The sequence below is a fragment of the Deinococcus phoenicis genome, from assembly GCF_000599865.1.
Taxonomy (GTDB): Bacteria; Deinococcota; Deinococci; order Deinococcales; family Deinococcaceae; genus Deinococcus; species Deinococcus phoenicis.
The window spans coordinates 93303-116804 of record NZ_JHAC01000008.1 but is presented as its reverse complement, the minus strand read 5'-3'; the positions used below and the strand labels follow the sequence as shown (position 1 = coordinate 116804).

Sequence of the window (23502 nt, the reverse complement as noted above, 5' to 3'; positions counted from 1 at the left end):
GTACGTGAGAAAGGCGGCGTCGGCCTCGCTCACTCCGGGGTTCTGGCCTGCCACTGGGCGTAGCTGATTCGGTCGATCGTGAAGGTGTCCCGCGTGCGCGTGTAGGTGCCCCGGCCCCCCATGCGCCCGACCAGATCGAGGGCGGCGGTGTCCACGTACATTTTTCCCTCGTCCAGCAGGGCGTCCGCGCGCAGGGTCAGGCCCAGCACCTCGCCCAGGATCACGCGGGTGCGGCCGATCAGCACGGTCTGGACCTCACGGCATTCGAGGGCGGCGGGACTGGCGGCCACACGGGGCACGCGGACCCGGAGGCCGGGGGCCAGCGGGAGGCCCACGCTCTCCGGCTCGCCCACGCCGTGCGGAAAGTCGGTCGCGGTGGCGTTCATCACAGGCGCGAGGTCGGCGCTGACCAGATTCACGGTGAACTCGCCGCCCGCCGCGATGTTCAGGGCCGTGTCCTTGGGCGTGCCGTCCACGCGGTCGCCGGGGGCGAAGGCCACGACCGCCGGGTCCGACCCCATCAGCCCGAAAAAGGAATACGGCGCGAGATTCACGTGCCCGTCCGCGCCCAGGGTGGTCACCCAGGCAATCGGACGCGGCACGACCACGCCGGTGACCAGCTTGTAGCGCTCGGCGGCGCTCAGCGCGGCGAAATCGAAGTGCCGGAACTCTGGGGATGGGGAGGCCGGAAGGGACATGCCTCAGGGTACGGCGCTATCCTCGGGGGGTGCCGGACGCTCCCCCCGCCCTGACGTACCGCGAGGCCTACGCGCGGCTGTCACGCATCGCCGCCGAACTGGAAACCGGCGAGGCCGACCTCGACCGCGTGCTGCCGCTGCTGGAGGAAGCCCGCGCGGCCTACGCCGCCTGCCGCGAGCGTATCGAGGCGGTGCGGGCGGTGCTGGCGGGCGACTGGATGGAGGCGGAAGACGGGGAGGAGGACGGCGGCCCCGGGGCGGGCAGCCCTGAACTGGACGCGGATCAGGAGGCCTGAGCGCGGGCGCGGGCGTATCCTCGCCCTATGAGTGACGCCCGCCCGCCTGCCGCCTCTGCCCCGGCCCCAGCGACCGGCGCGCCGCCCGTCATTCCCTGGGTGTACCGCGCCGTCGTGTTCTTCACGACGCTGCCCGTGTTCCTGACCGGCATGCGGATCGAGGTGCATGGCCGCGAGCATGTGCCGCCGCCCGGCACGCCGCTGATCGTGGCCGCCAACCACCGCACGAACCTCGATCCCTTTCTGATCGCGCGCAGCCTGCCGCCGGGCCGCTTTCTGCAATTCATGGCCAAAAAGGAACTGTTCGTGCCGGTGATTGGCCACATCATCCGGGGGGGCGGCTCCTTTCCGGTGGACCGCAGCACCAACGACCTGGGAGCGGTGCGGACCAGCCTGCGGATCTTGCAGGCGGGCGGCACGCTGGGCATTTTCCCCGAAGGCACGCGCGGCGGCGGCGAGATGCAGGGCGGCGTGGCGCTGCTGGCCCTGAAAGGCAAGGCCCCGGTGCTGCCGGTCGGCCTCAGCCGCAACGGTAAACGCTGGGTCGTGCGCTTTGGCGAGCCGCTGCCGCCTGCGGGGGGGATCAAGGTCCTGACCGCCACCATCGGGGACCGCCTGGCCGAACTCGCGCCGCCGGTCGGGGAGCGGGGCTGAGGCTCCCCCGTCCCGCTCCGGTCACGGTGGGGCCGCAACGGGCGGGGCTATAGTAACCGCGACGGGCGCGGGGAAAGACCGGTGAGAGTCCGGCACTGTCGCGCAACGGTCACCGCCCCTACCCGGCCAGGGAGAGGAGAGGCGGGAAGTCCGAACACCTGCCCTGTCCCGGACTGCGCCGCCACGGCGCGGCCCCGGTGGCCTGCCCTCTCGCGGAATGGAGGAACTGCCCGGCCCGCGCTCCCGGCGCGTCTGGACACCTCCCCCCGCCGCCCCCACCGGGCGGCCTTTTCCGTAAGGGCCAGGAGGAGACCTGTCATGCACAAACGCCTGTCCCTCATCCCGCTGGCCCTGCTTCCGCTGGCCCTCGCCCTGGGCGCGGGCACGGCGGGGGCCGCCCCCTACCCCCTGACCCTCACCGACGACCTGGGCCGCCGGGTCACGGTGCGCGCGGAACCGAAGCGCATCGTGAGCCTGTTGCCCAGCACCACCGAGACGCTGTGCGCGGTCGGGGCCTGTGACCGGCTGGTCGGCGTGGACACCTTCAGCGACTTTCCGCAGGCGGTCACGCGGCTGCCGAAGGTGGGCGGCCTCTACGACCCCGACATCGAGAAGATCGTGGCCCTGCGGCCCGACCTGGTGCTGGTGAGCAAGTACGGCAAGCTCGAAGGGCCGCTGACCCAGGCGGGCGTGACCGTGCTGGCCGTGAATCCCGAGACCTACGACGAGGTGTTCAGTAAAACGCTGCTGCTGGGCCGCATCGTCAACCGCGAGGCCCAGGCGAAGACGCTGGTCCTGAACATGAAAAAGGACATCGCCCGCGTCGAGATTCTGACAAAAAATGCCGTCCGCAAGCCCCTCACCTATGTCGAGGTGGACCCCGCGCCGTACTCGGTCGGCCCCAATTCCTTCATGGGGGTGCTGCTGAGCAAGGCGGGCGCGCGCAACATCATCCCGGCCAGCCTGGGCGACTTTCCGAAGGTGGACCCCGAGTTCGTCGTGAAGGCGAACCCGGCGCTGATGCTGGGCCTGGACCTGAAGACGGCGCGCAGCCGCCCCGGCTGGAACAGCATCCAGGCCGTGAAGACGGGGCGCGTGCTGGACATCCCCCGGGACCTGAACCTGATCCTGGGCCGCCCCGGTCCACGGCTGCCGCAAGCCCTCCGGGGGCTGGCGCGGCTCGTTCACCCGGAACTGTTCCGCTAGGCCGTGAGCTTGCAAGGAAAGGGTGAAGCTGTGGCCCTGCCCGCCGCCCCCCGGTCCCGGCACCTGGGCCGCACCGCCGCACTGGTGGCGCTGCTGCTCGCCGTGATCGTGCTGGCGGTCGGCCTGGGCAGCGTCCGCCTGGCGCCCGGCGAGGTGCTGGGGGCGCTGTGGCGCGGCCTGAGTGGGGCAGAACTCGCCGGGAACGATGTGATCGTGTGGCAGATTCGCCTGCCGCGCGTGGTGATGGGCGTGGTGGTCGGGGCGTGCCTGGCGGTGTGCGGCGGGGCCTTTCAGGGGGTGTTCCGTAACCCGCTGGCCGACCCCTACCTGCTGGGCGTGGCGAGTGGGGCCGGACTGGGCGCGACGGTGGGCATCGTGGCGGGGTGGCCGCGCGGCAGTATTCCGCTGGCGGCGCTGGCGGCGGCCCTCGCGGCGGTCACCGTGACCCTGGCCCTGGCGCGGGAGGGGCGGCGGTTTCCGCCCACCCGCCTGATTCTGGCGGGGGTGGTGGTCGGCAGCGTCCTGAGTGCCTTCACCACCTTCCTGATCCTGCGTGGCGAGGACCGGGCGCGGCAGGTGCTGGCCTACACCCTGGGTGACCTGGGCTTCAGCGGGTGGCGCGACGTGGCGACCGTGCTGCCGTATGCCGTCCTCGGCTGCGGCGTGCTGATCGGGCTGGGGCGGGCGCTCGACACCCTGCAACTGGGCGATCTGACCGCCCGCAGCCTGGGCGTGCCCGTCGAGCGGCTGCGGCTGCTGGTGGTGATCGCGGCCAGCCTCGCCACCGCCGCCGCCGTCGCCTACGTGGGCATCATCGGCTTCGTGGGGTTGATCGTGCCGCACGTGGTCCGGCTGGCGTGGGGGGCCAACCACCGGGTGCTGCTGCCCGTCTCGGCGCTGCTGGGCGGCGCGCTGCTGGTGCTGGCCGACCTGCTGGCGCGGACCACGCCCCTCTCGCAGGTCGGCGTGGTCACGACGCTGCTGGGGGGGCCGTTCTTTCTGTGGCTGCTGCGGCGGGGGCGGGATGAGTAGGGAGGAGCGCGCCGACACGCTGGAAGCGGAGGCCCTGCACGTCCGGGCCGGGAGCTTTCCCGCCGTGCGGGGGGTCAGCGCCCGTTTTCAGGCCGGGCAGTTCGCCGCCGTCATTGGGCCGAACGGGGCGGGCAAAAGTACGTTGCTGCGCGCGCTGCTGGGCCTGACCCGGCCGGAGTCGGGAGAGGTCCGCCTGCTGGGTCGCCCGCTGCGCGCGTGGCCGCGCCCGGAACGTGCCCGCACCCTGGCCTACCTCGCGCAGGGCGAGGCGCTGCCGCCGGATGCCCGCGTGCGCGACGTGGTGGCCCTCGGGCGCGGCGCAGGCGCATGGAAGTGGGGTCTGATTCCCACCCGCCCCTGGACCCAGGCCGACGAGGACGCCGTGACGGGCGCCCTGACCCGCACCGATACCCTGCGCTTCGAGGACCGGCGCGTCAGCGAGCTGTCGGGCGGCGAACGCCAGCGCGTCAGCCTGGCCCGCGCGCTCGCCACGCAGCCCCGCTTTCTGCTGCTCGACGAACCCACCAACCACCTCGACCTCGCCTACCAGCTCGACGTGATCCGCCACGTGCGCTGCGAGGCTGCCGGGGGCCTGGGCGTCGTGGCCGTGCTGCACGACCTCGGCCTCGCCGCCCGTGCCGACCGGCTGCTGCTGCTGCACCAGGGCCGCGTGCTGGCGCAGGGCACACCCGAAGAAGTCCTGACCCCCCCGCACCTGCATGCCGCCTATGGCCTGCGTGCCCGGGTGACCCGTGACGCGGGCCGCCTGCTCGTGATCCCGGAGGATTGACCCCTATGCCGCCCAAGTTCTTTCCCACACGGGGCCACCTCCTGATCTGCCAGGGCCAGAACTGTCAGGCCCGAGGCTCGGTGCTGCTGCACAAGGCCCTCTGGAACCAGCTGGAACGTTCCGGCCTCGCCTACTACAAGGCGGGCGGCAGCGTCCGCCTCACCGAGAGCGGCTGCCTGGGCGCGTGCAGCTATGGCCCCACCCTGTGCGTGTACCGTCACCGGGGCAGCGAGCTGGAAGAGGGCTGGTACGCCGCCGTGGATTTCCCGCTGGCCGCCAGAGTCGCCCAGGCGGTGCATGAGGGGACCGAGTTGCCGGAAGAGCGCAAGTACGGGCCGTGAAAACCGGCAGATGGTCCCAGCTTCGGGCGGCATGACAAGCGCGCAGCGGAGCGGACACCCCCGGAAATGAGGCGACCCCAGTGGGGAAGCACTGGGGCCACGGAACGGTGGTGATTTTCGGCGCTAAGGGGCGGGGACCGTCAACCTGAGCCTGGACCAGAGCAGGCCGGGCGTGGTCCGCGGCTCACTCCCTCCCCTTTATCCCCGCACCACCTCCAGAATCTTCTCGCCGTATTTCCGCAGGCGCTCCGGCCCCATGCCGCGCACGGCCTTGAGGTCGGCCTCGGTGTAGGGCACGCGGCGGGCGATCTCGGCCAGGGTGGCGTTGCTGGCGATGATGAAGCGGCTGACCTCCTGGCGCCGCGCCTCGGCGTTGCGCCACTCGCGCAGCCGGGCATAGATCGCGGCCTGCTCGTCGGTAAGGTCGGCGGCGGGGTCGGACGCGCCGCCTTCCCCCACGGCGGTGCTGGGCAGATCGGGCGTGAGGACGAGGTCGGGTGCGGCGGGTTCCGCCTGGACTTCGGCCGGTGCGGTGGGCTGAGGCTCCGGCGCGGCCTCCGGCTGGGGTTCCGTGTCCGGCTCTCCGGCCTCCTCGCTGGTGGGTTCGTCGGTGGTCTCTTCGCGGGGGGCGAGGGACGGCGTGACTTCCAGTTCCGGCGCGTCCGGCCCGCCGCTGATCGGCGTGGGCAGAGAGGCGGGGGCTTCGGGGGTGGAGTCGCTGTACACGATCTCGGGCGTCCAGATCTCCTCCTCGGTCGCCTCACTGGTGACGGGGGCCGGGTGGGGCGCTGGGGCGTCGAAGATCACGCGGGCGGGGGGTTCCGGGGCATCCGGCGCGGCGCTATCTGGGCGGGGCTGGTCCGGCAGCGGGAGGCGGCCGGTTCGTTCACCGCTGCGGTCCGGGCGGAAGCGGCCCTCGCGGCGGGGGGGCCGGGCGTCCCGGTCGGGCTGCGTTTCCCGCGCGGGGGCCGGGCGGGCGGCCTGGGGAAAGTCGGGCCGCCCGGTCGCCTCTGCCTCCTCCAGATCACGGACCAGGGGTTGTGGGGCCGTCACCGGGTGCGCGGCCCCGGGCCGCAGCAGGGCCAGCGCCGCCCCCGCGTCCTGGAGGCCGGGCGTCAGGACCACGCCGCCCTCCACGCTGCGGGTCGCGGCCAGCACGCCGCCGGGCAGGGCGGGCGTGTCGGGCGCGGCGTCCGGTGGCAGCAGCAGCGCCGTCGGCCCGAAGGGCAGCGCGCCGCCCCCCAGGCGCTCGGCGAGTTGCTCGACGGTGCGGGCACTGCGCGCCAGCCGCAGCGGCAACGTCGCCACGTCGCGCAGGGCCAGCGCCACCGTCACGTCGGCGGGGGCGGGCGCGGCGGGCGCCGGCGCGCGGCCCGGCCCGAACAGCAGCGCGAGGTGTCCGTCCCCGAAGCCGGTCAGGGTCACGCCGTCGCGGTACACCACGTAGGCCGCGCCCCGCGTGAACCAGCCGCCCCCCGGCGCGAGGGTGGCGTCCACGATGACGGGCACCCCCGCCCGCTCCGCGCGGCGCAGCAGCCGGTCGTCGGGTTCGGCCAGCCACACACCGCGCGCGCCCGTCCAGTCGGCGTCGAGGGTCGCGGCGGCCAGGCCCTGTCCGGCGAGTGCGGCGCGGTTCACTCCCAGCCGCTCGTCCACCCGCAGCACGCCAGGTCCCAGCAGGGCGGCCAGTTGCCGCGCCAGCGCCGCCTCGCCCGCCAGCGTCAGGCCCCAATCCGCGCCTTCCAGGGCCGCCAGGGCCGCAGCCAGCCGCAGGTGGGGGTCCCCCCGCCCGGCGTGCAGGGCCACCAGCCGGGCATCGGGTCGGGACTCCGGGCGCAGGTCGGGACGGGACAGGTCAGAGGGGTCGGTCATACGGTCCATTGTGCCGCACGCGTCCGCCGCAGGCCCGCCGGATCAGGCACGCGTCAAGGCGAACGGGCCTGCGCCCACCGGGCCGCCTTCATCAAAGCTGAGGGTTGAGGCCCCTGCGGCAACCTCCCTCCGGCCGCCTGCGTACTCTTTTCCATATGAAGACGCTGCTGACCGCCCTGCTGCTCGCTGTGCCCGCCGCCCACGCCCAGACGGTTCAGCCGGCGTCCGTGCCCGCCGCGTCCACCCCGGCCGCCACCACGGCCCTGCGCCTGACCGCGCAGCCCGGGACGAGCGTGCAGCTTACCACCAGCGTCAGAACCCAGCTCACGCTCGAAGACCTCCAGGTGACCGGACCCGGCGGCCAGAAGATGGAGGCGGCCCAGCTCGCCAGGATGCGCGCCGACATCCAGCGGGGCCTGAGCGGCGCGGCGACGCAGACCACGGCCGTCAAGACCTTTTACAAGGTGCAGGGGCGTGCGGCGGACGGGACGGTCACCCTGCTGAACACCGCCGCGACCAGCGTGCCGGGGCAACCCGCGATCAACATCCGGATCGTGCAGACGGTCGCGCCGAACGGCCAGACACGGGTCACGCGCGCCGAAAGCGATAACCCGGCGGTCCAGTCGGCGTTGCAGGCCCTCTCGCCCGAGGTCCTCAGGGCGCAGGTGAACACCGGGGGCAGCGACCTGACCAGCCTCTACGGCCAGACCTTCACGGCGGGCCAGCCCCGCACCCAGACCACGACCGTGGACGCGCAGGCCCTGATGGGCAGTCTGATCGGCGCCCTGACGGCCAGCCTGGGGGAGGGAAATCCCCTGGGCAACGTCAAGGCCAGCCCGCTGACGGTCCGCACGACCACCACCTACCGGGGCACCGCCGCCGGTGGGCAGCGGATCTTCGACGTCAGCAGCAACCTGGGCACCTGGACCGTCGAACTGGGCGACCTCCAGAGCAAGACCATGCCCCTGCGGATGCGCCTGGAACTGCTGGGCGGGCAGCAGAGCGGCCAGAGCCTCTACCGCCCGGACGGCCTGCCCGCCGGTCAGTCCATGACCCAGACCATGCGGATGCGCATGACCATGACCCAGCCCGACGGCTCGCAGATGCAGATGGTGCTGCGCCTGAATCAGAACATGCAGGCCCGCTGAGGGCGGCGGCGTGCCGGGCGAGGTCGGTTGCGGGGCGGACCTCTGCGCCTATTTCCCGAATCTGCGGTCTCGGCCCTGAAAGTCGCGCAGGGCACGCAGGAAATCCACCCGGCGAAACCCCGGCCAGTACACGTCGCAGAAGTAATACTCGGAATACACGCTCTGCCACAGCATGAAGCCCGAGAGGCGAATCTCGCCGCTGGTGCGGATGATGAAGTCGGGGTCGGGCACGCCCGCCGTGTACAGGTGCGCGCTGATGTCTTCGGGTCGCAGCGTCTGGGCCACCTGCGCGAGGGGGGTTCCCGCCGCCGCCTGCCCCTGGAGGTAGGCTCTGACCGCGTCCACGATCTCCTCGCGCCCGCCGTAGCCCACCGCGATGTTCAGGCGCATGCCGTCGTAGTGGGCGGTCTTCTGCTCCAGGTCTTGCAGGGCCTGGAGGACGTTGGGCGGAAAGTCACGGTGCTGCCCGATGGCCCGCACCTGCACCCGGTTGGCGTGGATGCGCGGGTCGGTCGCCAGGTTGCGCGCCTCCCGCTCCAGCAGCCGCAGGATATGCGCGAGTTCTTCCGGGTCGCGGCTGGTGTTGTCGGTGCTCAGCACCCAGATGGTAACGGCGGGAATGCCCAGTTCCAGGCACCACTGGAGGACCTCGTGCGCCTTGTCGGCCCCGAAGGAATGGCCCATCTCGCGTTGCAGGCCGGTGGCGCGGGCAAAACGCCGGTTGCCGTCCAGAATCAGGCCCAGGTGGCGGGGCATCTTGCCGTGGGCCTTCACGGCGCGGCCCAGGCGCTGCTCGTAGCCCCACAGCAGGGCACCCCGCGCCGCATCCCGCGTCTTTTTCGCGGTGCGCACGGCGACCTTGAGGGGTTCACGGCTCATCACGCGGGTCAGTTTACTGCCTGGGGAAAGAGGGGGCCTCCATCAAAAGGGGCAGGACGTCGGGAGGGACCGCCAGGCTCAGGCGTGGGCGAAGAGCGAGGCCTGCCGGGCGTCCCACAGCGCCAGCGCCTTGTGATCCAGGCGCGCGAGGGCCGCGCCTTCCACCCACGTCCGGGGCGGCCCCCCGGTTCCGGCATAGACCGTCAGGGACACGCGGCGGTGCGTCATGCCGTGCGTGACGGTGCCGAGTTCGCCGGTCACCGCCGCGCCCAGGCGGGTTGCCAGCCGGGCCAGGGCGTCCCGTTCGGCCTCGCCCCCCACCACCTCCTCGGTCGGGAGGCCCATCAGGCCGCCGAGCAGGGTGCCTTCCCGGCGTTCCAGCACGGCCTCCCGCGCGTCGCCCAGCAGCAGGGCGACGGCGCGCACCTCGCGCACGGCGGCGCGGACCTTCGGCGCGGGAAAGGCCGCCGGTTCACCCGACCCCAACGCCGCGCACCACGCCGACACCGGACACGCGCCGCACTTCGGCGCTTTGGGCGTGCAGACGGTCGCGCCCAGGTCCATCACCGCCTCGTTGCAGGCCCCGGGCCGCGCGGGATCGAGCAGGTCGTCCGCCCGCGCCTGGACCCAGGCCGCGCTGGGTTGCCGCTCGCCGCAGAGCCGCGCCAGCACCCGCCGCACGTTCCCGTCGTTGACCGCCCGCGCTTCCCCGCAAGCGAGGCTCGCCACCGCCGCCGCCGTGTAGGGGCCGACGCCCGGCAGCGCCCGCCAGCCGTCATACGTGGTCGGCATGCCCCCCCGCACGATCACGCCCGCCGCCCGGTGCAGGTTTCTGGCCCGCGCGTAGTAGCCGCAGCCCTCCCAGGCTTTCAGCACCGCCTCAATGGGTGTGTCGGCCAGCGCCTGCACGGTGGGGAAGGCTTCGAGGAACCGCTCGAAATACACCCGCCCGCGCGCCACCTGCGTCTGCTGCAAGAGCACTTCCGACACCCACACGCGGTAGGGGTCGCGCCCGCCCTCCGGCCCCACCCGCCAGGGCAGGTCGCGCCCCTCGCGGTCAAACCAGGCGAGCAGCGCGGCGCGGACGGCAGGCAGAGTAGAAGCGGCCCCTTTCACCGCGCGAGTGTAGCCGGCGGCGGCCCGCCTCACCGTGTGATCGGTCGGCGGGCGTGGCCCCCAGAGACAGACGAAGCGGACGCCCCTGGGAGCGCCCGCATGAAGGGAGACAGAGCCGCGAGGAGAGTTGTGGCCCCTTGGCTACAGCCCCTTGAGGTAGGCGTGAATGGCGGTGACCTGCTCGTCGGTGGCCGGTGCGCCGTCCAGACCGGTGTCCGCGAACCGGGGCATCACGGGCGCGAGTTCCCGACCCTCGGCCTTGCCGTGCAGCACCGCTTCCTTGAAGGCCGCGTCCGCCCAGCTCTTGGTGACGCCCAGCGCCGGGCCGACGCCGCCCTGGGCCTGCCCGCCGTGGCAGCCCGCGCAGTTCGACGCGTAGAGGGCCTGGCCGTTGACCGGGGCCGCCGCCACCGGGGCCGCCATTTCCGCGCCGCCCGCGCCGCCCGACATGCCGATCCCGGCGCGGTAGGACAGAATGGCGGTGGCGGCGGCCAGCGCGGCGAAGGTCAGGATGCCCGCCACCTCGCGGGACGTGAAGGCACGCTCGCTGCTCATCAGTACAGCCTCCAGCCGGGAACGAGTTGCAGGTTGGCGATCATGCGGCCCAGCACCGGGCCGTACATCAGCAGCACCAGCGCCAGCGCCAGCACCCAGTAGGCCAGCAGCGGCTCGGTGGCGCGCACCAGGCGGCTGGCCGCCCCCAGGTTCTCCCCGGCGGGGCTGATCGCCTCGCTGTAGGGGATGGGGGCCGCGACTTCGCCGTCGTCCACGCGTTTCGAGAGCAGCATCCGGAACAGGACGTAAAAGTACAGCACGGCGCTGACCAGCAGAATCACGCCGCTGATGGCCGTCAGCGCGGTGGGCAGGGCGATGGGCATGTCGCGGTAGATGTCCTGGGCGGTCGCGCTGATCTGCGCGCGGCGCGTCACGCCGTACAGGCCCTGCCAGTGCATCCCCAGCGCAAAGACCATCATGCCGAGAAACCAGGTCCAGACCGCCGCCGAGGCGAGTTTCATGCTGGGCAGGCGCTTGCCCGTCAGGTGCGGAATCAGCCACAGGGCCACGCCCATGAACGTCAGGGTGGTGGCCGTGCCCACCGTGATGTGGAAGTGCCCCGGAATCCAGGCCGTGTTGTGGACGACCGGCGCGAAGGTCGAGCTGGCGTTCACGATGCCGCCCGCCCCGCCCAGGATGAAGGAGATCATCGCCAGCACCTGCGCGCTGAAAATCGCGTTGCCCCAGGGCAGTCGGGTGACCCAGCCGAACAGGCCGCGCCCGCCGCGTGCCCGCGCCGCGTCCTCCAGCGAGGCCGTCACGCTGAAGGCGGTCAGCAGGCTGGGAATGGCGATCAGGAACGTCAGGAACATGTGCAGCGTCTTCCACAGCACCGAGATGTTGGGGTCCGAGTACTGGTGGTGCAGCCCGACCGGTGTGCTGTTGAGCAGAAACAGGAGGAAGGCCAGCCGCGTCAGCGGTTCGGAGACCGTGCGGCCCCCGGCGTGGCGCGGAATGAAGGCGTACCACGAGATGTAGGCGGGCAGCACCCAGAAATACACGATGGCGTGGCCCGTCCACCAGAACAGCGTCTTGGACAGCAGCGGGTCCACCCCGGGTGTCAGGCCCAGCGACCAGGGAATCAGCACCCCGACGACCTCGATCACGATGCCCAGCGAGGCGACGAACCACATCATCCAGGTGGCGACGCTCATATACGTGACCAGCGGCGTGACCCGGCCCGGGTTCGCCTTTTTCCAGTTCCACCAGGTCAGCACGACCTGGCCGACCACCAGCAGGCTCGACCCCACCATGATCGCCGCCCCGATATAGAAAAGGGCGTCCCCCTCCATCGGCGGGTAGAAGGTGTAGAGCAGGGTGGCGTGGTTGAGCAGCAGCGGCACAGCGGCCATCAGGAGGCCCGCCGTCATCAGCAGGTACGTGAACCACGCGAACTTCAGGTTGATGCGCGCGCCCAGGTCACGTACCGGCAGGTACAGCATCCAGCCGCTGATGAAAAATTGCGTGAACACCAGCGCGTTCAGCACGCCGTGCAGGCTGAGGCCCTGGTAGTACGATTTGAGCAGGTTGCGGATGATCGGCAGGTCATAGACGTTGATGCCGCCGTAGTTCAGGGCTTGCAGCGGGCCGATCATCACGCCCACGAAGAGGGCCAGGAAGGCCGTCACGATGTAGTACTGCGTGAGCTTTTTCAGGCTGGCGAGGGCGGCGGCGTCGGTGATGGGGGGAGCCTGGCGCGCCGCGTGCGTGTCCAGCACGGCGGCCCCCCGTGGGGGGGAGGGGAGCGGGGAGGTCGTCACAGTTATTCTCCTGCCGGGCGCGCGGCCTGGGGGGTGGGCGCTTCCACCACGACGCGGCCCAGCATGTTGTGGTGGCCGGTGCCGCAGTACTCGTTGCAGATGGTGCCGTGGGAGCCGGGCCGCCCGAAGGTGGTGGTGAAGCTGGCGACCTGGCCGGGAATCACGCTGGCGTTGATGTTGGTGCCCTCGACCTCGTAGCCGTGCATCACGTCCAGCGAGGTGACGTGGATGGTCACCGGGCGGCCCGCCGGCACCCGCAGCACCGGGGGATCGAAGGCGAACGCCTTGGCGACCACGAAGGCTTCGAGCGTGCCGTCGGCGTTCTCGCGCAGGCCGGGTTTGGCAAAGGGCGTCGCGGCGATGTTGCGGGGGTCCAGCCGCCCGTTGGTGACGCCGGTGATGTGGTGCCCGCCCCCGCCCCCGATGGCCGAGTAGGTGCCGCTGATAAAGCTGACGATCACGCTGACGAACAGGAACAGCGAGATCACGACCGCGATCCCGAACCAGATGCTCTCGTAGCGCTTCAGCGTGTGGTGTTCCAGCCGGGGCACCGCGTCGCCCGGCTGGGAAGGTGGTTGGGGACGGGTCATCAGGCCCTGCCCTGCTGGATGCCCAGCACCAGCATCCACAGCCAGATGATCGAGAGCAGCAGCACCGCGATCAGCATCAGCGTGCCGAGGGGCACCACGCTGGGCGTTTTGCGGGGCGGGCTGTGCGGGGCGGCGTCCCGGGGGCGCGCGGGCGGAACGGAAGGATCATTCATGGTGGGCCTCCATCTGGGCTGGAGCGTCTGGAACGCCGGACCGGTCCGCCGGGGCCTCAGGCGCCCGGGCGTAGTCCCGCAGCAGGTCGGTCACGGTGAGCATGCCCACGACCGCGCCCGCGTCGTCGACCACCGGCATGCCGCCGATGCGCCGGTGCAGCAGCGTGTAGGCGGCGTCCCTCGCGTCGGCGTCCGGGGTGGTGGTGACCACGCTGCGGCGCATCACCTCGCGCACGCTGACGCCCGCGAGCTGCGTGGTCGCTTCCCACATGCTGAGGGTGGTCAGGTGGCCCGGCATGGCTTCCCGCAGGTCGCGGTCGGTCACGATGCCGACCAGCCGGGAGCCGTCCAGCACGGGCAGGCGGCGAATGCCCCGCACGCGCATCAGCCGGGCCGCGTCAGGAAGGCTGTGGTCGGGGGTGACCGTGACTGCTGAAGGGGTCATCAGCGCGGCGACGTTCATGGCAGAGACTCCATGATTCAGCGTCTCGTCTGCCCATTACGGGGCCATTACCGCCGGCGGCCTCGGGAAAGGCCCCCGGTGCTGGCTCCGGCCTACCCTCTTACCCTCTGGCCTGCCCCCGCTCCAGTTCGGCTTCCCGGCACAGCAGCTCGCCCGCCTTGAGCCGCTCGGCAATCGCCACCGTGTCGGGCATGGGGGTGTCCCCGACCTCCTCGCGCAGGTAACGGCGGTAGCGGCGGTAATGCTCGACCGCCTCGAAACGCCCGTGCGTCTGCGCCAGGCAGGTCATCAGGCGCTGGTGGTGGTCTTCCCCGATCAGCGGATCGGCCTGTACCGCCCGCGTCAGCGCCTGGGTCGCCAGCGGGCACTCGCGCCGCGCACAGTGCAGGGTCGCCAGCGCCACATACACCCGCACCCGCGCCACCCGCCAGCCCGCCCGCGCCTCCTCCACCCAGTCCGAGCGCACCTGCGGCAGGTATTCGCCCTCCACGCAGGCCAGCGCCCGCCGCAGCACCGCCTCACGCTCGGCGTCGGTGCGGGCCAGGCTGGCGGCCTGGAGCGCCGTTTGCAGCGCCGCCGTGTCACTCGCCGCCAGCAGGTCCGGGTGGAGCGTGTAGCGGCCACGCACCTCGCTCACGGCGTCGGCGCGGCCCAGGGTCGCCCGCAGGCGGTGCAGCGCCACCCGGAAGCGGTTGGCGGCGGCGGGCGTGTCTTCCAGGCCCCACAGGTCGGCCAGCAGGTCCGCCCGGTAAGCGCCGCCCGGATGGGCGTGCAGATACCACAGCAGGTCCTCGGCGCTGCGGGCGGGCCAGACGAGCGGCTGGCCGTTCACGGTGACCACCGCGTCACCCAGCGTGCGGAGGTGGAGGGTCGGGGGGATAGGAGCAAGGTCGGTCATTCCTCGTGACTCCCTTCACAAGTAGGATGCGCCTTCGGTGGAAGGCAGGTGTCCCCTTTCTCCATACCCCATTCCGGTCGGCCTGCGGCGGGCACGTGAACCGGTCTGCGCCCTGCCCTCACGCCCTGCCTGCTGCCCCGGCGCAGCATGTTCACCATGACGCCCCTGGCCGCGCGCCGTCCCGAGTTTCTCGACCTGTTCCCGCCAGGAGCGGCGCTGACCCGGCTGGCGGGCGGCTTCACCTGGGCAGAGGGTCCAGTCTATCTGCCGGAGGCGCAGGCCGTGATCTTCAGCGACGTGCGCCAGAACCGGACCTGGCGCTGGTCGCGGGCGGGCGGCCTGCAAGCCGGAATGAACCCCAGCCACCACCAGAACGGGCATACGCTGGACGCGCGGGGCCGCCTGATCGCCTGCTCGCACGGCCGGCGCGCGCTGCTGCGGCAGGAAGAAACGGACCAATGGACCGTGCTGGCCGACCGCTTTGGGGGCCTCCGCCTGAACAGCCCCAACGACGTGGCCCTGCACCCGGGCGGTAGCCTGTGGTTCAGCGATCCCACCTACGGCCTCGACAAGCCCGAGGAGGGCTACGGCGGCGAGAAGGAACAGCCCGGTAACTTCGTGTACTGCCTCGCGCCCGACGGCACCCTGGCCGCTCCCATCCGCGACCGCCTGATGCCCAACGGCCTCGCCTTCGCCCGCGCCGACCTGCTCTATGTGTCCGACACGGCTGAGGGCGAGGGGCACATCTACCGCTACCGTCTGGCCCCGGACGGCACCGCTGTCTCCGAGGGGCGCTGGGCCACCCCTCGTCCCGGTGTTCCCGACGGTTTCCAGGTGGACGAGGCGGGCCGGGTCTGGAGCAGCGCCGGGGACGGCGTGCATGTCCTGTCCCCGGAGGGCGAGGAACTGGGCCGCGTGCAGGTGCCCGAAACAGTCGCCAACCTCTGCTTCGGCGGGCTGGACGGTACGGAGCTGTATCTCACCGCCAGCACCGGGCTGTATCACATTCCCACGCGGGTCCGGGGGCTGCGGCTTTAGCCCTGGGTGAGGCCGCCTCCGTCTGCCGTCACCACCGCCTGCACCCGGCCGACCTGCCCACTGGTGAGTCGCACCTTGATGCCGTGCGGATGCGAGGGCGAGCGCGTGAGCAGTTGCGCCACCACGCCGCGCGTGAGCCTGCCGCTGGATTGGTCCTGCTTCTGCACGATGTCCACAGTGAGGCCGGGGCGAATGGCGGAACGGGGGGGAGGGGTCATGGGGGGAGGATAGGGGAGAGAAAGTTGGGGAGGCGCTGCCCTCTTTCACTGTCAGCGCCTATGACCACCCATCAGTCACCCACACCCCCAACTGATCCCCTACGCTGAACGCCGCGCCCCGGCAGAACACACGGCCACGCTCGACAGCCGCACCCCACGCCAGCGTGAACGTCCCGCTGGACGAAGGTGCCCCATGCTGATCCTCCACCGCTGCCAGCATCCGCTCGGGCGTCGCCTCCTGCACGTCGTACCGCATTCGGAACCACCGATACCCTGCGTCCTGCACCAGCACCACGCGGCCCCATCCTGGCCCGATCAGCAACTCCCAGGTCAGGGACAGCCACCATGCCCGCACGCCGGGCGGCACGTCCTCCCACCCGTCGGGCCGGGACTCCGCCGCCCAGATGCAGGAGAGGTGGGCGTCAGGGGGAGGGTGGATTCGGGCGAGGGCGGAGTAGAGGTCGGATGAGGAGTTATCATTGGACATGTTCTGATGACCGCAATCTTCCTTCCTTCTCAAGAAGAGGATAATCGTATGTATAAAATATCGATACAATGATTGCTGTGAATGTTAAACTTTTAAAAAGGTTATGGGAGTGACATAATGACACTTGCAGTCTGTTGGTTGAGATCTCTTCCGGATTATCAGGAGCTTGTAATTGCGTCTGATAGCCGCACGAGGGGGAGCGTAACATTCGACTCATGCGCGAAGATAGTACCCCTTTCGAGGGGAGATGCCGTAATGTGTTATGCGGGAGACACAGTATATGGATATCCATTAATGCTTCAGGCACAAACATCGGTTGATAATTTTTATAAATCCAAATCTCGCGCCCTTACAATAGATTCTCTGGTGGGTCACCTTATGCGATTCTTTGCTGGTGTTGTTTCCGATAGACAATTGGAGACAATGCCCTCGCTCCATGAACTTAACAAAGTGAGGGTTGAGTTTATAATCGCTGGATTTTGCTGGATGCACAAGAAGTTTGAGATGTACAAGATAGTGTTCGATGAATGCTCAAAGAAATTTGTAAAAGAACGTGCAAAACTGGCAATGCCAGGAGACGTTGACACAAGTTTCATCATAGCTGGTGACGACAAAAGGCACTTCACTACTATAATGAGAAATCAAATAAAAAATAAGGATGTGAAATTATTTGATATGGAGCCCTTGTATATCATATCCGATGCAATAAAATCGAGTAATGAGGAGCATCTAGGGATAGGAGGGTCTATACAAGCCTATAGAGTGTATCAGCATATGAACAACGCTCCGTTGCCAATAATATTGGAAGGCAACAGATATGCTTTTGGTAGAAAGTTACTAGATTATGAAGAAATGCAGGTATCGTATTGGAGCATGGATGAGAACAAATTGATACAAAAATAGTGATGCAGTTTGGAATGCATCACTATACTAAGGTGAGGGATTTGAACCCACGCCATCCACTAATGGTGCCTAGTTGAAGGTCCGACCTTCCACTCCTAAACAAGTCTAGGCCAAGGTGGACTATGCTACCACTACACCAACCTCTCCTAGACTTTACTCGCAACTTCTTCACGAAAGCAAGGGCGTCTAAATAGTCCTCACACCACCCCCAACCGCTTCTCCTCCTCATACAGCCGTTCGCCCACGAACTGCTTGAGCAGCGTCTGGTACGGCACCTTTTTCAAGGCGGCGACGTGCTTGAGCCGCTTTTCCATGTCCTCGTCGAGGCGCAGGGTGGTCACAAAGGTGGCTTTGGGCTGGCGCGGTTGCTTGGGGCGCTGGCGGGGGGCAATCTCGTTGAGGAGGGCCCAGGCTTCTTCATCCTTCTGAGCTGCGGCAATCCGCTCACGGGTCGGGGCGTGCGTGTCCCAGAAGGCGGCGGCTTCCTCAGTGGTCATGTTCTCTGGAACGGGGTCGCCAACGTCCAGCGGAATGCGCTTGATGTTCTCGGCGGTGTCGGTCATGGTCATTCCTCCTATGTGTAATAAGCGGTGCGTTCTTCGGCTCCGGCTGTATAAGCGGTGACGACGCGGAACTTCTCGCCCCGTTTCTCCAGCACCACGAACAGCACCCGTCCGGCTTCAGTAGCTCCAATCAAACCGAAGCGGCGCTCTCCTCTCGGCCCTCGGTGGACGTGTTCGCCGGGGATAGCCGCTGGATCGGTCACAGCTTCTTCTGCTTCCTCCGGTTCCACCTTATGAAGGGCAATATGCTCCAAGTTGGCAAAGTCCCAGTCGAATTTCATCGGCTGGGGCTCAGTGTATGCTTTCGTATGTTGTTACGTTCGTAGCTTTACACTTCCAAAGCCAGCTTATCCACATCGTTCAGCAGCGGTGTCCCCGCCGGGTACTCGCCCGTAAAGCACGCGCCGCACAGGCCCTGGCCGCCGATGGCTTTTCTCAGCCCCGGCTCGCTGATGAAGGCGAGGGTGTCCGCGCCGATCAGGTCGCGGATTTCCTCGACGGTGTGGGTACTGGCGACCAGTTCCTTGCGGGCGGCGGTGTCGATGCCGTAGAAGCACGGGTGCGTGATGGGCGGGCTGGACACGCGGAAGTGGACCTCGGTGGCCCCCGCCTCACGCAGCAGGTTCACGATCTGGCGGCTGGTGGTGCCGCGCACGATGGAGTCGTCCACCAGAATGACGCGCTTACCCCGCACGGCGCTGGTGGGCGAGAGCTTCATCTTCACCTTCAGCTCGCGCGCCTCCTGGGTGGGGGCGATGAAGGTGCGGCCCGCGTAGGGGTTCTTGTACAGGCCGTAATCAAAGGGAATGCCACTCTCGCGGGCGTAGCCGATGGCCGCGCCAATGCCGCTGTCGGGCACGGGCACCACGATGTCGGCGTCCACCGGCTTCTCGCGGGCGAGCTGTTCGCCCATGCGGATGCGGCTGGCGTGGATGTCCACGCCGTCGAGTTCGCCGTCGCTGCGGGCAAAGTAAATCCACTCGAAGGAACAGGGCGTGGGCCGCTTCGGCTCCACCATCAGCGAGTGCAGGCCGTCCCGGTCCATCCAGACCAGTTCGCCCGGCTGCACATCGCGGACGAGCCGCGCGCCGACCGCATACAGGGCGCAGGGTTCGGAGGCCAGCACCCACGTGCCGTCCTCGCGCTGCCCGATCACCAGGGGCCGGACGCCGTGCGGGTCGCGGAAGCCGATCAGTTGGGTGCGGCTCATCAGCACGCAGGCGTAGCCGCCCCGGAGCTGCTGCATCGCGCCCGCCGTCGCCTCGATCAGGTCCATGTGCGACTCGCGCGCGATCAGGTTCAGCATCACTTCGCTGTCGTTGGTGGTCTGGAAGAGTGCGCCTTCCATCAGCATCTCGCCCCGCACCTCGCGGGCGTTCACGAAGTTGCCGTTGTGCGCCAGCCCCAGGATGCCCTTGTTCGTGCGGGTGGTGAGGGGCTGGGCGTTGAAACGCAGGTTGCTGCCGGTGGTCGAGTAGCGCACGTGGCCGATGCTCACGCGGGCGTTGGGCAACCTCAACCCGTCCAGCCGCCGCTCGTCGAAGACCTGCGTCACCAGGCCCAGGTCCTTGTCCACGTGGAACTTCTCGCCGTCGCTGACGCACATGCCCGCCGCCTCCTGCCCGCGGTGTTGCAGGGCAAAGAGGCCCAGGTACGTCAGCCAGGCGAGGTCCTGCGGCTGGGGCGAGTAGAGGCCGAACACCCCGCACTCGTCCTGCGGCTTGTCGGTGGCGGGGTCGAAGATCACGCCAGGATCTCCCGCAGCGGCGTCTCGAAGGCGGTCTTCAGGGCGTCGAGGGTCACGCTCAACTGTACGTTTGCGCCCGTCACGGAAATGGTCACGCGGTCACTGCCGCCCAGGCTCTCGCCCAGCGCGGTATAGGGGACGCCCAGGCCGTCCAGCAGCTCCTGCGCCGCCTGCTCGTGGCCCAGCGGAATCGCCACGACGACGCGGCTGTGCGCCTCCCCGAACAGCACGGCGTCGGGGCGCGCGCCTTCCGGTGCCCTCAGTTCGACCTTCAGACCCTGCCCGCCCGCAATCGCCATCTCCGCCAGGGCCACTGCCAGCCCGCCCTCCGAGGGGTCGTGCGCGATGGTGGTCAGCCCGGCGCGAATCAGGGCGAGCGTCCCCTCGATCACGCGCTTTTCCAGCTCCAGATCGAGGTCTGGCACCCGGCCCGCCTCCAGCCCGTGCACCGTTTCCAGGTACTGCGACGCGCCGAGGGTGGTCGCGTGCCTGCCCAGCAGGTAGAGGGTGTGCGGCCCGGCCTTCAGGTTCATGGTCGCGCGCACGGTCACGTCGGGCAGCACGCCGACCATGCCGATGGTGGGCGTGGGGTGAATGGCGACCTTGTGGTCCCCTTCCGTGTACTGGTTGTAGAGGCTGACGTTGCCGCCCGTCACCGGCGTGTTCAGCGCGCGGCAGGCGTCCGCGATGCCCTGCACCGCCTGCTGAAGCTGGAAGTACACCCCCGGCTCGTGCGGGTTCCCGAAGTTGAGGTTGTCGGTGATGGCGAGCGGCGTCGCGCCCACGCAGGCCAGGTTGCGGGCCGCTTCCGCGACGGCGGCGGCGGCCCCGGTGTACGGGTCGAGGTACACGAAGCGCGGGTTGCAGTCCGAGGTGGCGGCCACGCCCATGCCGCTGCCCTTCACGCGCAGGACGGCGGCGTCGGCGGCCCCCGGCACCACCACCGTGTTCGTCATCACCTGATGGTCGTACCGTTCGAAGATGGGCCGTTTGGAGGCAATCGTGGGGTGCGAGAGCAGGTCAATCAGCACCGCCCCCAGGTCGCCGGGAACGGGCACGCCGCCCAGGTCCCGCTCGCGCTTGGCCCGGATGTCCGCCGATTCCACGCCCTCGCGGGTGTACTTGGGGGCCTCGTTCAGCAGGGCGACGGGCAGGTCACAGACGACTTCACCGCGCCACGTCAGACGGTAGCGGTCGTGCGCCTCCACCTCGCCAATCGTCACCACGTCCAGTTCCCACTTGGCGAGGAGGTCGAGCAGTTCCTGTTCCTTACCGGGCACCGGCACCAGAATCATGCGCTCCTGCGACTCGCTGAGGCACAGTTCCATCGGCACCATGCCGCTCTCGCGCGTGGGCACGAGGTCGAGGTCCATCGTGATGCCCAGGCCCGCGCGGTAGGCCATCTCGCAGGTGCTGGACCCCAGCCCCGCCGCGCCCATGTCCTGCACGCCCGCCACCACGCCCGCCTGAATGGCCTCCAGCGTGGCTTCCAGCAGCAGCTTTTCCATGAAGGGATCGCCCACCTGCACGGCGGGACGGTCCGCCTGCGAGGCCGCGCTGAGGTCTGCACTGGAAAATACCGCCCCGCCCAGCCCGTCGCGCCCCGTCTTGGAGCCGACGTAGACGATGGTGTTGCCGACCTCGCCCATCGTGCCCTTTGCCAAATCCTCGTGGCGCAGCAAGCCCAGGGCCATCACGTTCACCAGTGGGTTTTCCTGATAGCTGGGATGGAACGTCACCTCACCGCCCACCGTCGGTACGCCGATGGCGTTCCCGTAATGGCTGATACCCTCCACCACGCCGTTCAGCAGGAAGCGGGTGCGGGGGCTGTCGGGGTTGCCGAATCGGAGGGAGTCCAGCACGGCGAAAGGCCGCGCGCCCATCGCAAAGATGTCGCGCAGGATGCCGCCCACGCCGGTCGCCGCGCCCTGCACCGGCTCCACGGCGGACGGGTGGTTGTGGCTCTCCATCTTGAAGGCCACGCCCCAGCCTTCGCCGATATCCACCACACCTGCGTTCTCACCGGGGCCTTGCAGCACCTGCGGCCCGGTCGTCGGGAAGGCGCGGAAGAGGGGCCGAGAGTTCTTGTACCCGCAGTGCTCGGACCACATCGCGCCGACGATGGCCGCCTCCAGCGCGTTCGGCTCGCGCCCGATGTTGTCCACCAGCAGGTCGTACTCCCCTTCGGTGAGGCCGAAGGTGGCGGCCTGGGGGCGGAGGGATTGGGTCTGGCTCATGCCTGCTCCTTCATCCCGAGACGGACCTGGCCCCGGTGGTACGCGACGTGCCGCAGGTGCAGCCCGATGCCCTGAAGGCGTGGGCGCTCGCCGTTCGGGGCGCTGGGAGAAAAACTCGTGCCCTGCAACTCTTCGGCGCTCATGTTCTGGAGGAACGTCAGCACCTGCCCGGAAACCTCGTCCAGATACGCCAGCACCGCGTCCTTGTCGGCGGCCTCAGTCAAGGCGGGGGTGCCGCTCAGGTCCTTCACCCAGGGCTGGTCCTCCCAACCCAGGTGGGCGTAGGTGGCCGAACGGTCGCCCAGCACGGCCAGCCGCAGCCACTCCGCGATATGCAGGGCGTGCCACGCGGGGCTGTGCCCCACGGTTGCCAGGGCGAAACGTTCCCCGGGAACGGCATTCAGGGCCGCACGGAAGGCCCCCAGTTCGGCGGCGTACTGCTCGGTCAGAAAATCCTGCAACTCGTTCACTTCACCACGCCCGCTTTCAACGACGCAAAAATCCCCAGCCCGTCCTCACTCCCCAGCAGCAGTTCCACCGCCCGCTCGGGGTGCGGCATCATGCCCAGCACGTTGCCGCCCTCGCTCACGATCCCGGCGATGTCGTTGAGACTGCCATTGGGGTTGTCCACGTAGCGGAACACCACACGGCCCTCGGCCTCCAGGCGGGCAATCGTTTCGGGGTCGGCGTAGTAGTTGCCTTCGCCGTGCGCGATGGGGATTTCGAGGACCTGGTTCGCCTCATACGCGCCGGTAAAGGCGGTGTGGTGGTTCTCCACTCGCAGGTGAACGGGCGCGCAGTGAAAGTGCAGGTCGCGGTTACGCGAGAGGGCACCCGGCAGCAGGCCGGATTCGGTCAGCACCTGAAAGCCGTTGCAGACGCCCAGGACAAACCCGCCGCGTTCCGCGTGGTCCTTGACCGCTTCCATAATCGGGCTGCGGGCGGCAATCGCGCCCGAGCGCAAGTGGTCGCCGTAGGAAAAGCCGCCCGGTAGGAACACCAGCTCGGTGCCTTCGGGCAAGCCGGCCTCGGTGTGCCACACGAACTGGGCGTCCGGGTCCAGCGTCAGCCGTGCGGCGTGCAGCGCGTCGGCATCGCAGTTGGAGCCGGGAAACTGAATGACAGCGGTTTTCATCGGGATTCTCCTACTTCTTTGCTCCGACGGTAAATGGTAAATTTCCTGTCGTCAGAAATAACCCAGAATCTTGTTACCAAGTTTCCGTTTTCCAAAAGGGCTGCGGCGACTTCTCCGGCTTCGGCTTCATTGCAGAGATATGCACCATTTACCCCCTCACTTCCTTCTGACATCAAAAGTGTTTGTCTTTCTGGTTCCTCAAAATATCTACCCTTATCCTTAATTAGTCTGTATTCTTTCCCGTGCTCTAGAACATTGCCAACAATATCTATCGAGTTGCAAAGCCCATGAAGTCTCCCCATGGCGGTGTCATCTAGGGAGGCAGAATGTAAGTCTTGGGATGCGGCAGCCTTAAGTAGGCGGAGGCGGTGCAGGATGAATCCTATTTCACCTTCTGTGAATTGGATGTCATCAAGTTCGCTCATGCTGGATGAAGCTCCCAGCGCGCGTCCTCCATCACGGGATTGCTCAGCACGTTCTCCACGATGTCGGCCAGTTGAGCTTCGACTTCCGCCCGCTCGCCGTTCAGCGTGAGTTCGATGTACTTGCCGACGCGCACACCCGCCACGTTCGCGTGGTCGAGGTGCGACAGTGCCCGCTCGACGGTGCGGCCCTGCGGGTCGAGGATGGACGGTTTGAGGGTGACGAAGACTTTGGCGTTAAAGGTGGGCATATCGCTCCTTTGGAGCGGTCAAAAGGTCGA

The 23502-nt window shown here is 68.7% G+C and carries 29 protein-coding genes; 9 read left to right on the top strand and 20 right to left on the bottom strand.

Annotation, left to right across the window (positions count from 1 at the left end; translation table 11 throughout):
- Positions 1-29 precede the first annotated feature (29 nt).
- Positions 30-698: a flavin reductase family protein gene (locus tag DEIPH_RS02800; RefSeq protein ID WP_034353455.1), complete on the bottom strand. Its 669-nt coding sequence runs from the start codon at positions 696-698 to the stop codon at positions 30-32.
- A 29-nt stretch (positions 699-727) separates the two neighbouring features.
- Here DEIPH_RS02800 and xseB point away from each other — a divergent pair, with 29 nt between their 5' ends.
- The 6 genes from xseB (at position 728) to DEIPH_RS02770 (ending at position 5017) form a co-directional block, all read left to right on the top strand.
- Positions 728-994, top strand: a complete 267-nt coding sequence (xseB, locus tag DEIPH_RS02795) for an exodeoxyribonuclease VII small subunit (protein WP_034353451.1) — start codon at positions 728-730, stop codon at positions 992-994.
- 27 nt (positions 995-1021) lie between these two features.
- The gene (locus DEIPH_RS02790; protein ID WP_034353448.1) at positions 1022-1648 is read left to right on the top strand and encodes a lysophospholipid acyltransferase family protein; all 627 of its coding nucleotides are present in this window, start codon (positions 1022-1024) and stop codon (positions 1646-1648) included.
- Positions 1649-1966: 318 nt separating this feature from the next.
- The gene (locus tag DEIPH_RS02785; protein ID WP_034353445.1) at positions 1967-2854 is read left to right on the top strand and encodes an ABC transporter substrate-binding protein; all 888 of its coding nucleotides are present in this window, start codon (positions 1967-1969) and stop codon (positions 2852-2854) included.
- A 30-nt stretch (positions 2855-2884) separates the two neighbouring features.
- Positions 2885-3886, top strand: coding sequence for a FecCD family ABC transporter permease (locus DEIPH_RS02780; RefSeq protein ID WP_051517095.1), 1002 nt, complete (start codon positions 2885-2887; stop codon positions 3884-3886).
- Entirely contained in the window at positions 3879-4676 is a 798-nt protein-coding gene (locus tag DEIPH_RS02775) for an ABC transporter ATP-binding protein (protein ID WP_034353439.1), read from the top strand. The genes DEIPH_RS02780 and DEIPH_RS02775 overlap by 8 nt, the downstream gene beginning before the upstream one ends.
- Positions 4677-4681: 5 nt before the next feature.
- Complete coding sequence (locus tag DEIPH_RS02770; RefSeq protein WP_034353436.1) at positions 4682-5017, top strand: (2Fe-2S) ferredoxin domain-containing protein; 336 nt, start codon at positions 4682-4684, stop codon at positions 5015-5017.
- Positions 5018-5215: 198 nt separating this feature from the next.
- On the opposite strand, the gene DEIPH_RS02765 is transcribed toward DEIPH_RS02770, so the two are convergent.
- Positions 5216-6889 carry an HRDC domain-containing protein gene (locus tag DEIPH_RS02765; protein WP_034353432.1) on the bottom strand — a complete coding sequence of 558 codons (1674 nt, stop codon included), beginning with the start codon at positions 6887-6889 and terminating at the stop codon, positions 5216-5218.
- A gap of 155 nt (positions 6890-7044) precedes the next feature.
- Here DEIPH_RS02765 and DEIPH_RS02760 point away from each other — a divergent pair, with 155 nt between their 5' ends.
- Positions 7045-8037, top strand: coding sequence for a hypothetical protein (locus tag DEIPH_RS02760; RefSeq protein WP_034353429.1), 993 nt, complete (start codon positions 7045-7047; stop codon positions 8035-8037).
- A gap of 48 nt (positions 8038-8085) precedes the next feature.
- Here the strand turns inward: DEIPH_RS02760 and DEIPH_RS02755 are convergent, their stop codons facing one another.
- From DEIPH_RS02755 to DEIPH_RS02725, 8 genes are all read right to left on the bottom strand, one after another.
- The gene (locus DEIPH_RS02755) at positions 8086-8916 is read right to left on the bottom strand and encodes an isoprenyl transferase (protein WP_034353425.1); all 831 of its coding nucleotides are present in this window, start codon (positions 8914-8916) and stop codon (positions 8086-8088) included.
- A gap of 78 nt (positions 8917-8994) precedes the next feature.
- Positions 8995-10032 carry an A/G-specific adenine glycosylase gene (gene mutY, locus DEIPH_RS02750; protein WP_034353422.1) on the bottom strand — a complete coding sequence of 346 codons (1038 nt, stop codon included), beginning with the start codon at positions 10030-10032 and terminating at the stop codon, positions 8995-8997.
- A 141-nt stretch (positions 10033-10173) separates the two neighbouring features.
- Positions 10174-10587, bottom strand: coding sequence for a c-type cytochrome (locus DEIPH_RS02745; protein ID WP_034353418.1), 414 nt, complete (start codon positions 10585-10587; stop codon positions 10174-10176).
- The gene (locus DEIPH_RS02740; RefSeq protein WP_081790738.1) at positions 10587-12347 is read right to left on the bottom strand and encodes a b(o/a)3-type cytochrome-c oxidase subunit 1; all 1761 of its coding nucleotides are present in this window, start codon (positions 12345-12347) and stop codon (positions 10587-10589) included. Before DEIPH_RS02740 ends, DEIPH_RS02745 begins: the two co-directional genes overlap by 1 nt.
- A 2-nt stretch (positions 12348-12349) precedes the next feature.
- Entirely contained in the window at positions 12350-12937 is a 588-nt protein-coding gene (locus tag DEIPH_RS02735; RefSeq protein WP_051517094.1) for a cytochrome c oxidase subunit II, read from the bottom strand.
- Positions 12937-13110, bottom strand: a complete 174-nt coding sequence (locus DEIPH_RS20070) for a hypothetical protein (RefSeq protein WP_161636022.1) — start codon at positions 13108-13110, stop codon at positions 12937-12939. Before DEIPH_RS20070 ends, DEIPH_RS02735 begins: the two co-directional genes overlap by 1 nt.
- Positions 13103-13573: a CBS domain-containing protein gene (locus DEIPH_RS02730; RefSeq protein ID WP_200868145.1), complete on the bottom strand. Its 471-nt coding sequence runs from the start codon at positions 13571-13573 to the stop codon at positions 13103-13105. Before DEIPH_RS02730 ends, DEIPH_RS20070 begins: the two co-directional genes overlap by 8 nt.
- Before the next feature lie 100 nt (positions 13574-13673).
- A complete protein-coding gene (locus tag DEIPH_RS02725; RefSeq protein WP_034353415.1) occupies positions 13674-14471 on the bottom strand; it encodes an AfsR/SARP family transcriptional regulator in 798 nt (265 codons plus the stop codon).
- Positions 14472-14627: 156 nt separating this feature from the next.
- Here DEIPH_RS02725 and DEIPH_RS02720 point away from each other — a divergent pair, with 156 nt between their 5' ends.
- Complete coding sequence (locus tag DEIPH_RS02720) at positions 14628-15509, top strand: SMP-30/gluconolactonase/LRE family protein (protein ID WP_034353412.1); 882 nt, start codon at positions 14628-14630, stop codon at positions 15507-15509.
- Here the strand turns inward: DEIPH_RS02720 and DEIPH_RS02715 are convergent.
- Together DEIPH_RS02715 and DEIPH_RS02710 are read right to left on the bottom strand one after the other, a co-directional pair.
- A complete protein-coding gene (locus DEIPH_RS02715) occupies positions 15506-15727 on the bottom strand; it encodes a YwbE family protein (RefSeq protein WP_034353408.1) in 222 nt (73 codons plus the stop codon). The two genes, DEIPH_RS02720 and DEIPH_RS02715, sit on opposite strands and share 4 nt — an antisense overlap.
- Positions 15728-15785: 58 nt before the next feature.
- Positions 15786-16214, bottom strand: a complete 429-nt coding sequence (locus tag DEIPH_RS02710; RefSeq protein WP_034353404.1) for a hypothetical protein — start codon at positions 16212-16214, stop codon at positions 15786-15788.
- A 117-nt stretch (positions 16215-16331) separates the two neighbouring features.
- Here DEIPH_RS02710 and DEIPH_RS19565 point away from each other — a divergent pair, with 117 nt between their 5' ends.
- Entirely contained in the window at positions 16332-17117 is a 786-nt protein-coding gene (locus DEIPH_RS19565) for a hypothetical protein (protein WP_152544747.1), read from the top strand.
- A 197-nt stretch (positions 17118-17314) separates the two neighbouring features.
- On the opposite strand, the gene DEIPH_RS20335 is transcribed toward DEIPH_RS19565, so the two are convergent.
- From DEIPH_RS20335 to purS, 8 genes are read right to left on the bottom strand one after another with little or no spacing between them, the layout of a single operon-like run.
- A complete protein-coding gene (locus DEIPH_RS20335) occupies positions 17315-17686 on the bottom strand; it encodes a hypothetical protein (protein ID WP_034353401.1) in 372 nt (123 codons plus the stop codon).
- A 5-nt stretch (positions 17687-17691) separates the two neighbouring features.
- Positions 17692-17961 carry a BrnT family toxin gene (locus DEIPH_RS19075; protein WP_081790736.1) on the bottom strand — a complete coding sequence of 90 codons (270 nt, stop codon included), beginning with the start codon at positions 17959-17961 and terminating at the stop codon, positions 17692-17694.
- 47 nt (positions 17962-18008) lie between these two features.
- Positions 18009-19427 carry an amidophosphoribosyltransferase gene (gene purF / locus DEIPH_RS02700; protein WP_034353399.1) on the bottom strand — a complete coding sequence of 473 codons (1419 nt, stop codon included), beginning with the start codon at positions 19425-19427 and terminating at the stop codon, positions 18009-18011.
- Positions 19424-21664 (bottom strand): phosphoribosylformylglycinamidine synthase subunit PurL, encoded by a 2241-nt coding sequence (purL, locus tag DEIPH_RS02695; RefSeq protein ID WP_034353395.1) that lies wholly within the window; start codon positions 21662-21664, stop codon positions 19424-19426. The genes purF and purL overlap by 4 nt, the downstream gene beginning before the upstream one ends.
- Positions 21661-22134: a DinB family protein gene (locus DEIPH_RS02690; protein WP_034353391.1), complete on the bottom strand. Its 474-nt coding sequence runs from the start codon at positions 22132-22134 to the stop codon at positions 21661-21663. Before DEIPH_RS02690 ends, purL begins: the two co-directional genes overlap by 4 nt.
- A complete protein-coding gene (purQ, locus tag DEIPH_RS02685; RefSeq protein WP_034353388.1) occupies positions 22131-22799 on the bottom strand; it encodes a phosphoribosylformylglycinamidine synthase subunit PurQ in 669 nt (222 codons plus the stop codon). Before purQ ends, DEIPH_RS02690 begins: the two co-directional genes overlap by 4 nt.
- Complete coding sequence (locus DEIPH_RS19560; protein WP_152544746.1) at positions 22796-23224, bottom strand: hypothetical protein; 429 nt, start codon at positions 23222-23224, stop codon at positions 22796-22798. The genes purQ and DEIPH_RS19560 overlap by 4 nt, the downstream gene beginning before the upstream one ends.
- Positions 23221-23472 carry a phosphoribosylformylglycinamidine synthase subunit PurS gene (gene purS, locus DEIPH_RS02680; protein WP_034353385.1) on the bottom strand — a complete coding sequence of 84 codons (252 nt, stop codon included), beginning with the start codon at positions 23470-23472 and terminating at the stop codon, positions 23221-23223. Before purS ends, DEIPH_RS19560 begins: the two co-directional genes overlap by 4 nt.
- Positions 23473-23502 lie beyond the last annotated feature (30 nt).

Coding starts and splice junctions, on each gene's coding strand:
- DEIPH_RS19075 (WP_081790736.1), bottom strand. CDS start 17,961: ATGAAATTCGACTGGGACTTTGCCAACTTGGAGCATATTGCCCTTCAT.
- purS (WP_034353385.1), bottom strand. CDS start 23,472: ATGCCCACCTTTAACGCCAAAGTCTTCGTCACCCTCAAACCGTCCATC.
- DEIPH_RS20335 (WP_034353401.1), bottom strand. CDS start 17,686: ATGACCATGACCGACACCGCCGAGAACATCAAGCGCATTCCGCTGGAC.
- DEIPH_RS02710 (WP_034353404.1), bottom strand. CDS start 16,214: ATGTCCAATGATAACTCCTCATCCGACCTCTACTCCGCCCTCGCCCGA.
- DEIPH_RS19560 (WP_152544746.1), bottom strand. CDS start 23,224: ATGAGCGAACTTGATGACATCCAATTCACAGAAGGTGAAATAGGATTC.
- DEIPH_RS02800 (WP_034353455.1), bottom strand. CDS start 698: ATGTCCCTTCCGGCCTCCCCATCCCCAGAGTTCCGGCACTTCGATTTC.
- DEIPH_RS20070 (WP_161636022.1), bottom strand. CDS start 13,110: ATGAATGATCCTTCCGTTCCGCCCGCGCGCCCCCGGGACGCCGCCCCG.
- DEIPH_RS02790 (WP_034353448.1), top strand. CDS start 1,022: ATGAGTGACGCCCGCCCGCCTGCCGCCTCTGCCCCGGCCCCAGCGACC.
- DEIPH_RS02715 (WP_034353408.1), bottom strand. CDS start 15,727: ATGACCCCTCCCCCCCGTTCCGCCATTCGCCCCGGCCTCACTGTGGAC.
- DEIPH_RS02730 (WP_200868145.1), bottom strand. CDS start 13,573: ATGAACGTCGCCGCGCTGATGACCCCTTCAGCAGTCACGGTCACCCCC.
- DEIPH_RS02755 (WP_034353425.1), bottom strand. CDS start 8,916: ATGAGCCGTGAACCCCTCAAGGTCGCCGTGCGCACCGCGAAAAAGACG.
- DEIPH_RS02770 (WP_034353436.1), top strand. CDS start 4,682: ATGCCGCCCAAGTTCTTTCCCACACGGGGCCACCTCCTGATCTGCCAG.
- DEIPH_RS02735 (WP_051517094.1), bottom strand. CDS start 12,937: ATGACCCGTCCCCAACCACCTTCCCAGCCGGGCGACGCGGTGCCCCGG.
- DEIPH_RS02745 (WP_034353418.1), bottom strand. CDS start 10,587: ATGAGCAGCGAGCGTGCCTTCACGTCCCGCGAGGTGGCGGGCATCCTG.
- DEIPH_RS02765 (WP_034353432.1), bottom strand. CDS start 6,889: ATGACCGACCCCTCTGACCTGTCCCGTCCCGACCTGCGCCCGGAGTCC.
- purL (WP_034353395.1), bottom strand. CDS start 21,664: ATGAGCCAGACCCAATCCCTCCGCCCCCAGGCCGCCACCTTCGGCCTC.
- DEIPH_RS02720 (WP_034353412.1), top strand. CDS start 14,628: ATGACGCCCCTGGCCGCGCGCCGTCCCGAGTTTCTCGACCTGTTCCCG.
- DEIPH_RS02760 (WP_034353429.1), top strand. CDS start 7,045: ATGAAGACGCTGCTGACCGCCCTGCTGCTCGCTGTGCCCGCCGCCCAC.
- DEIPH_RS02775 (WP_034353439.1), top strand. CDS start 3,879: ATGAGTAGGGAGGAGCGCGCCGACACGCTGGAAGCGGAGGCCCTGCAC.
- purQ (WP_034353388.1), bottom strand. CDS start 22,799: ATGAAAACCGCTGTCATTCAGTTTCCCGGCTCCAACTGCGATGCCGAC.
- DEIPH_RS02725 (WP_034353415.1), bottom strand. CDS start 14,471: ATGACCGACCTTGCTCCTATCCCCCCGACCCTCCACCTCCGCACGCTG.
- DEIPH_RS02785 (WP_034353445.1), top strand. CDS start 1,967: ATGCACAAACGCCTGTCCCTCATCCCGCTGGCCCTGCTTCCGCTGGCC.
- DEIPH_RS19565 (WP_152544747.1), top strand. CDS start 16,332: ATGACACTTGCAGTCTGTTGGTTGAGATCTCTTCCGGATTATCAGGAG.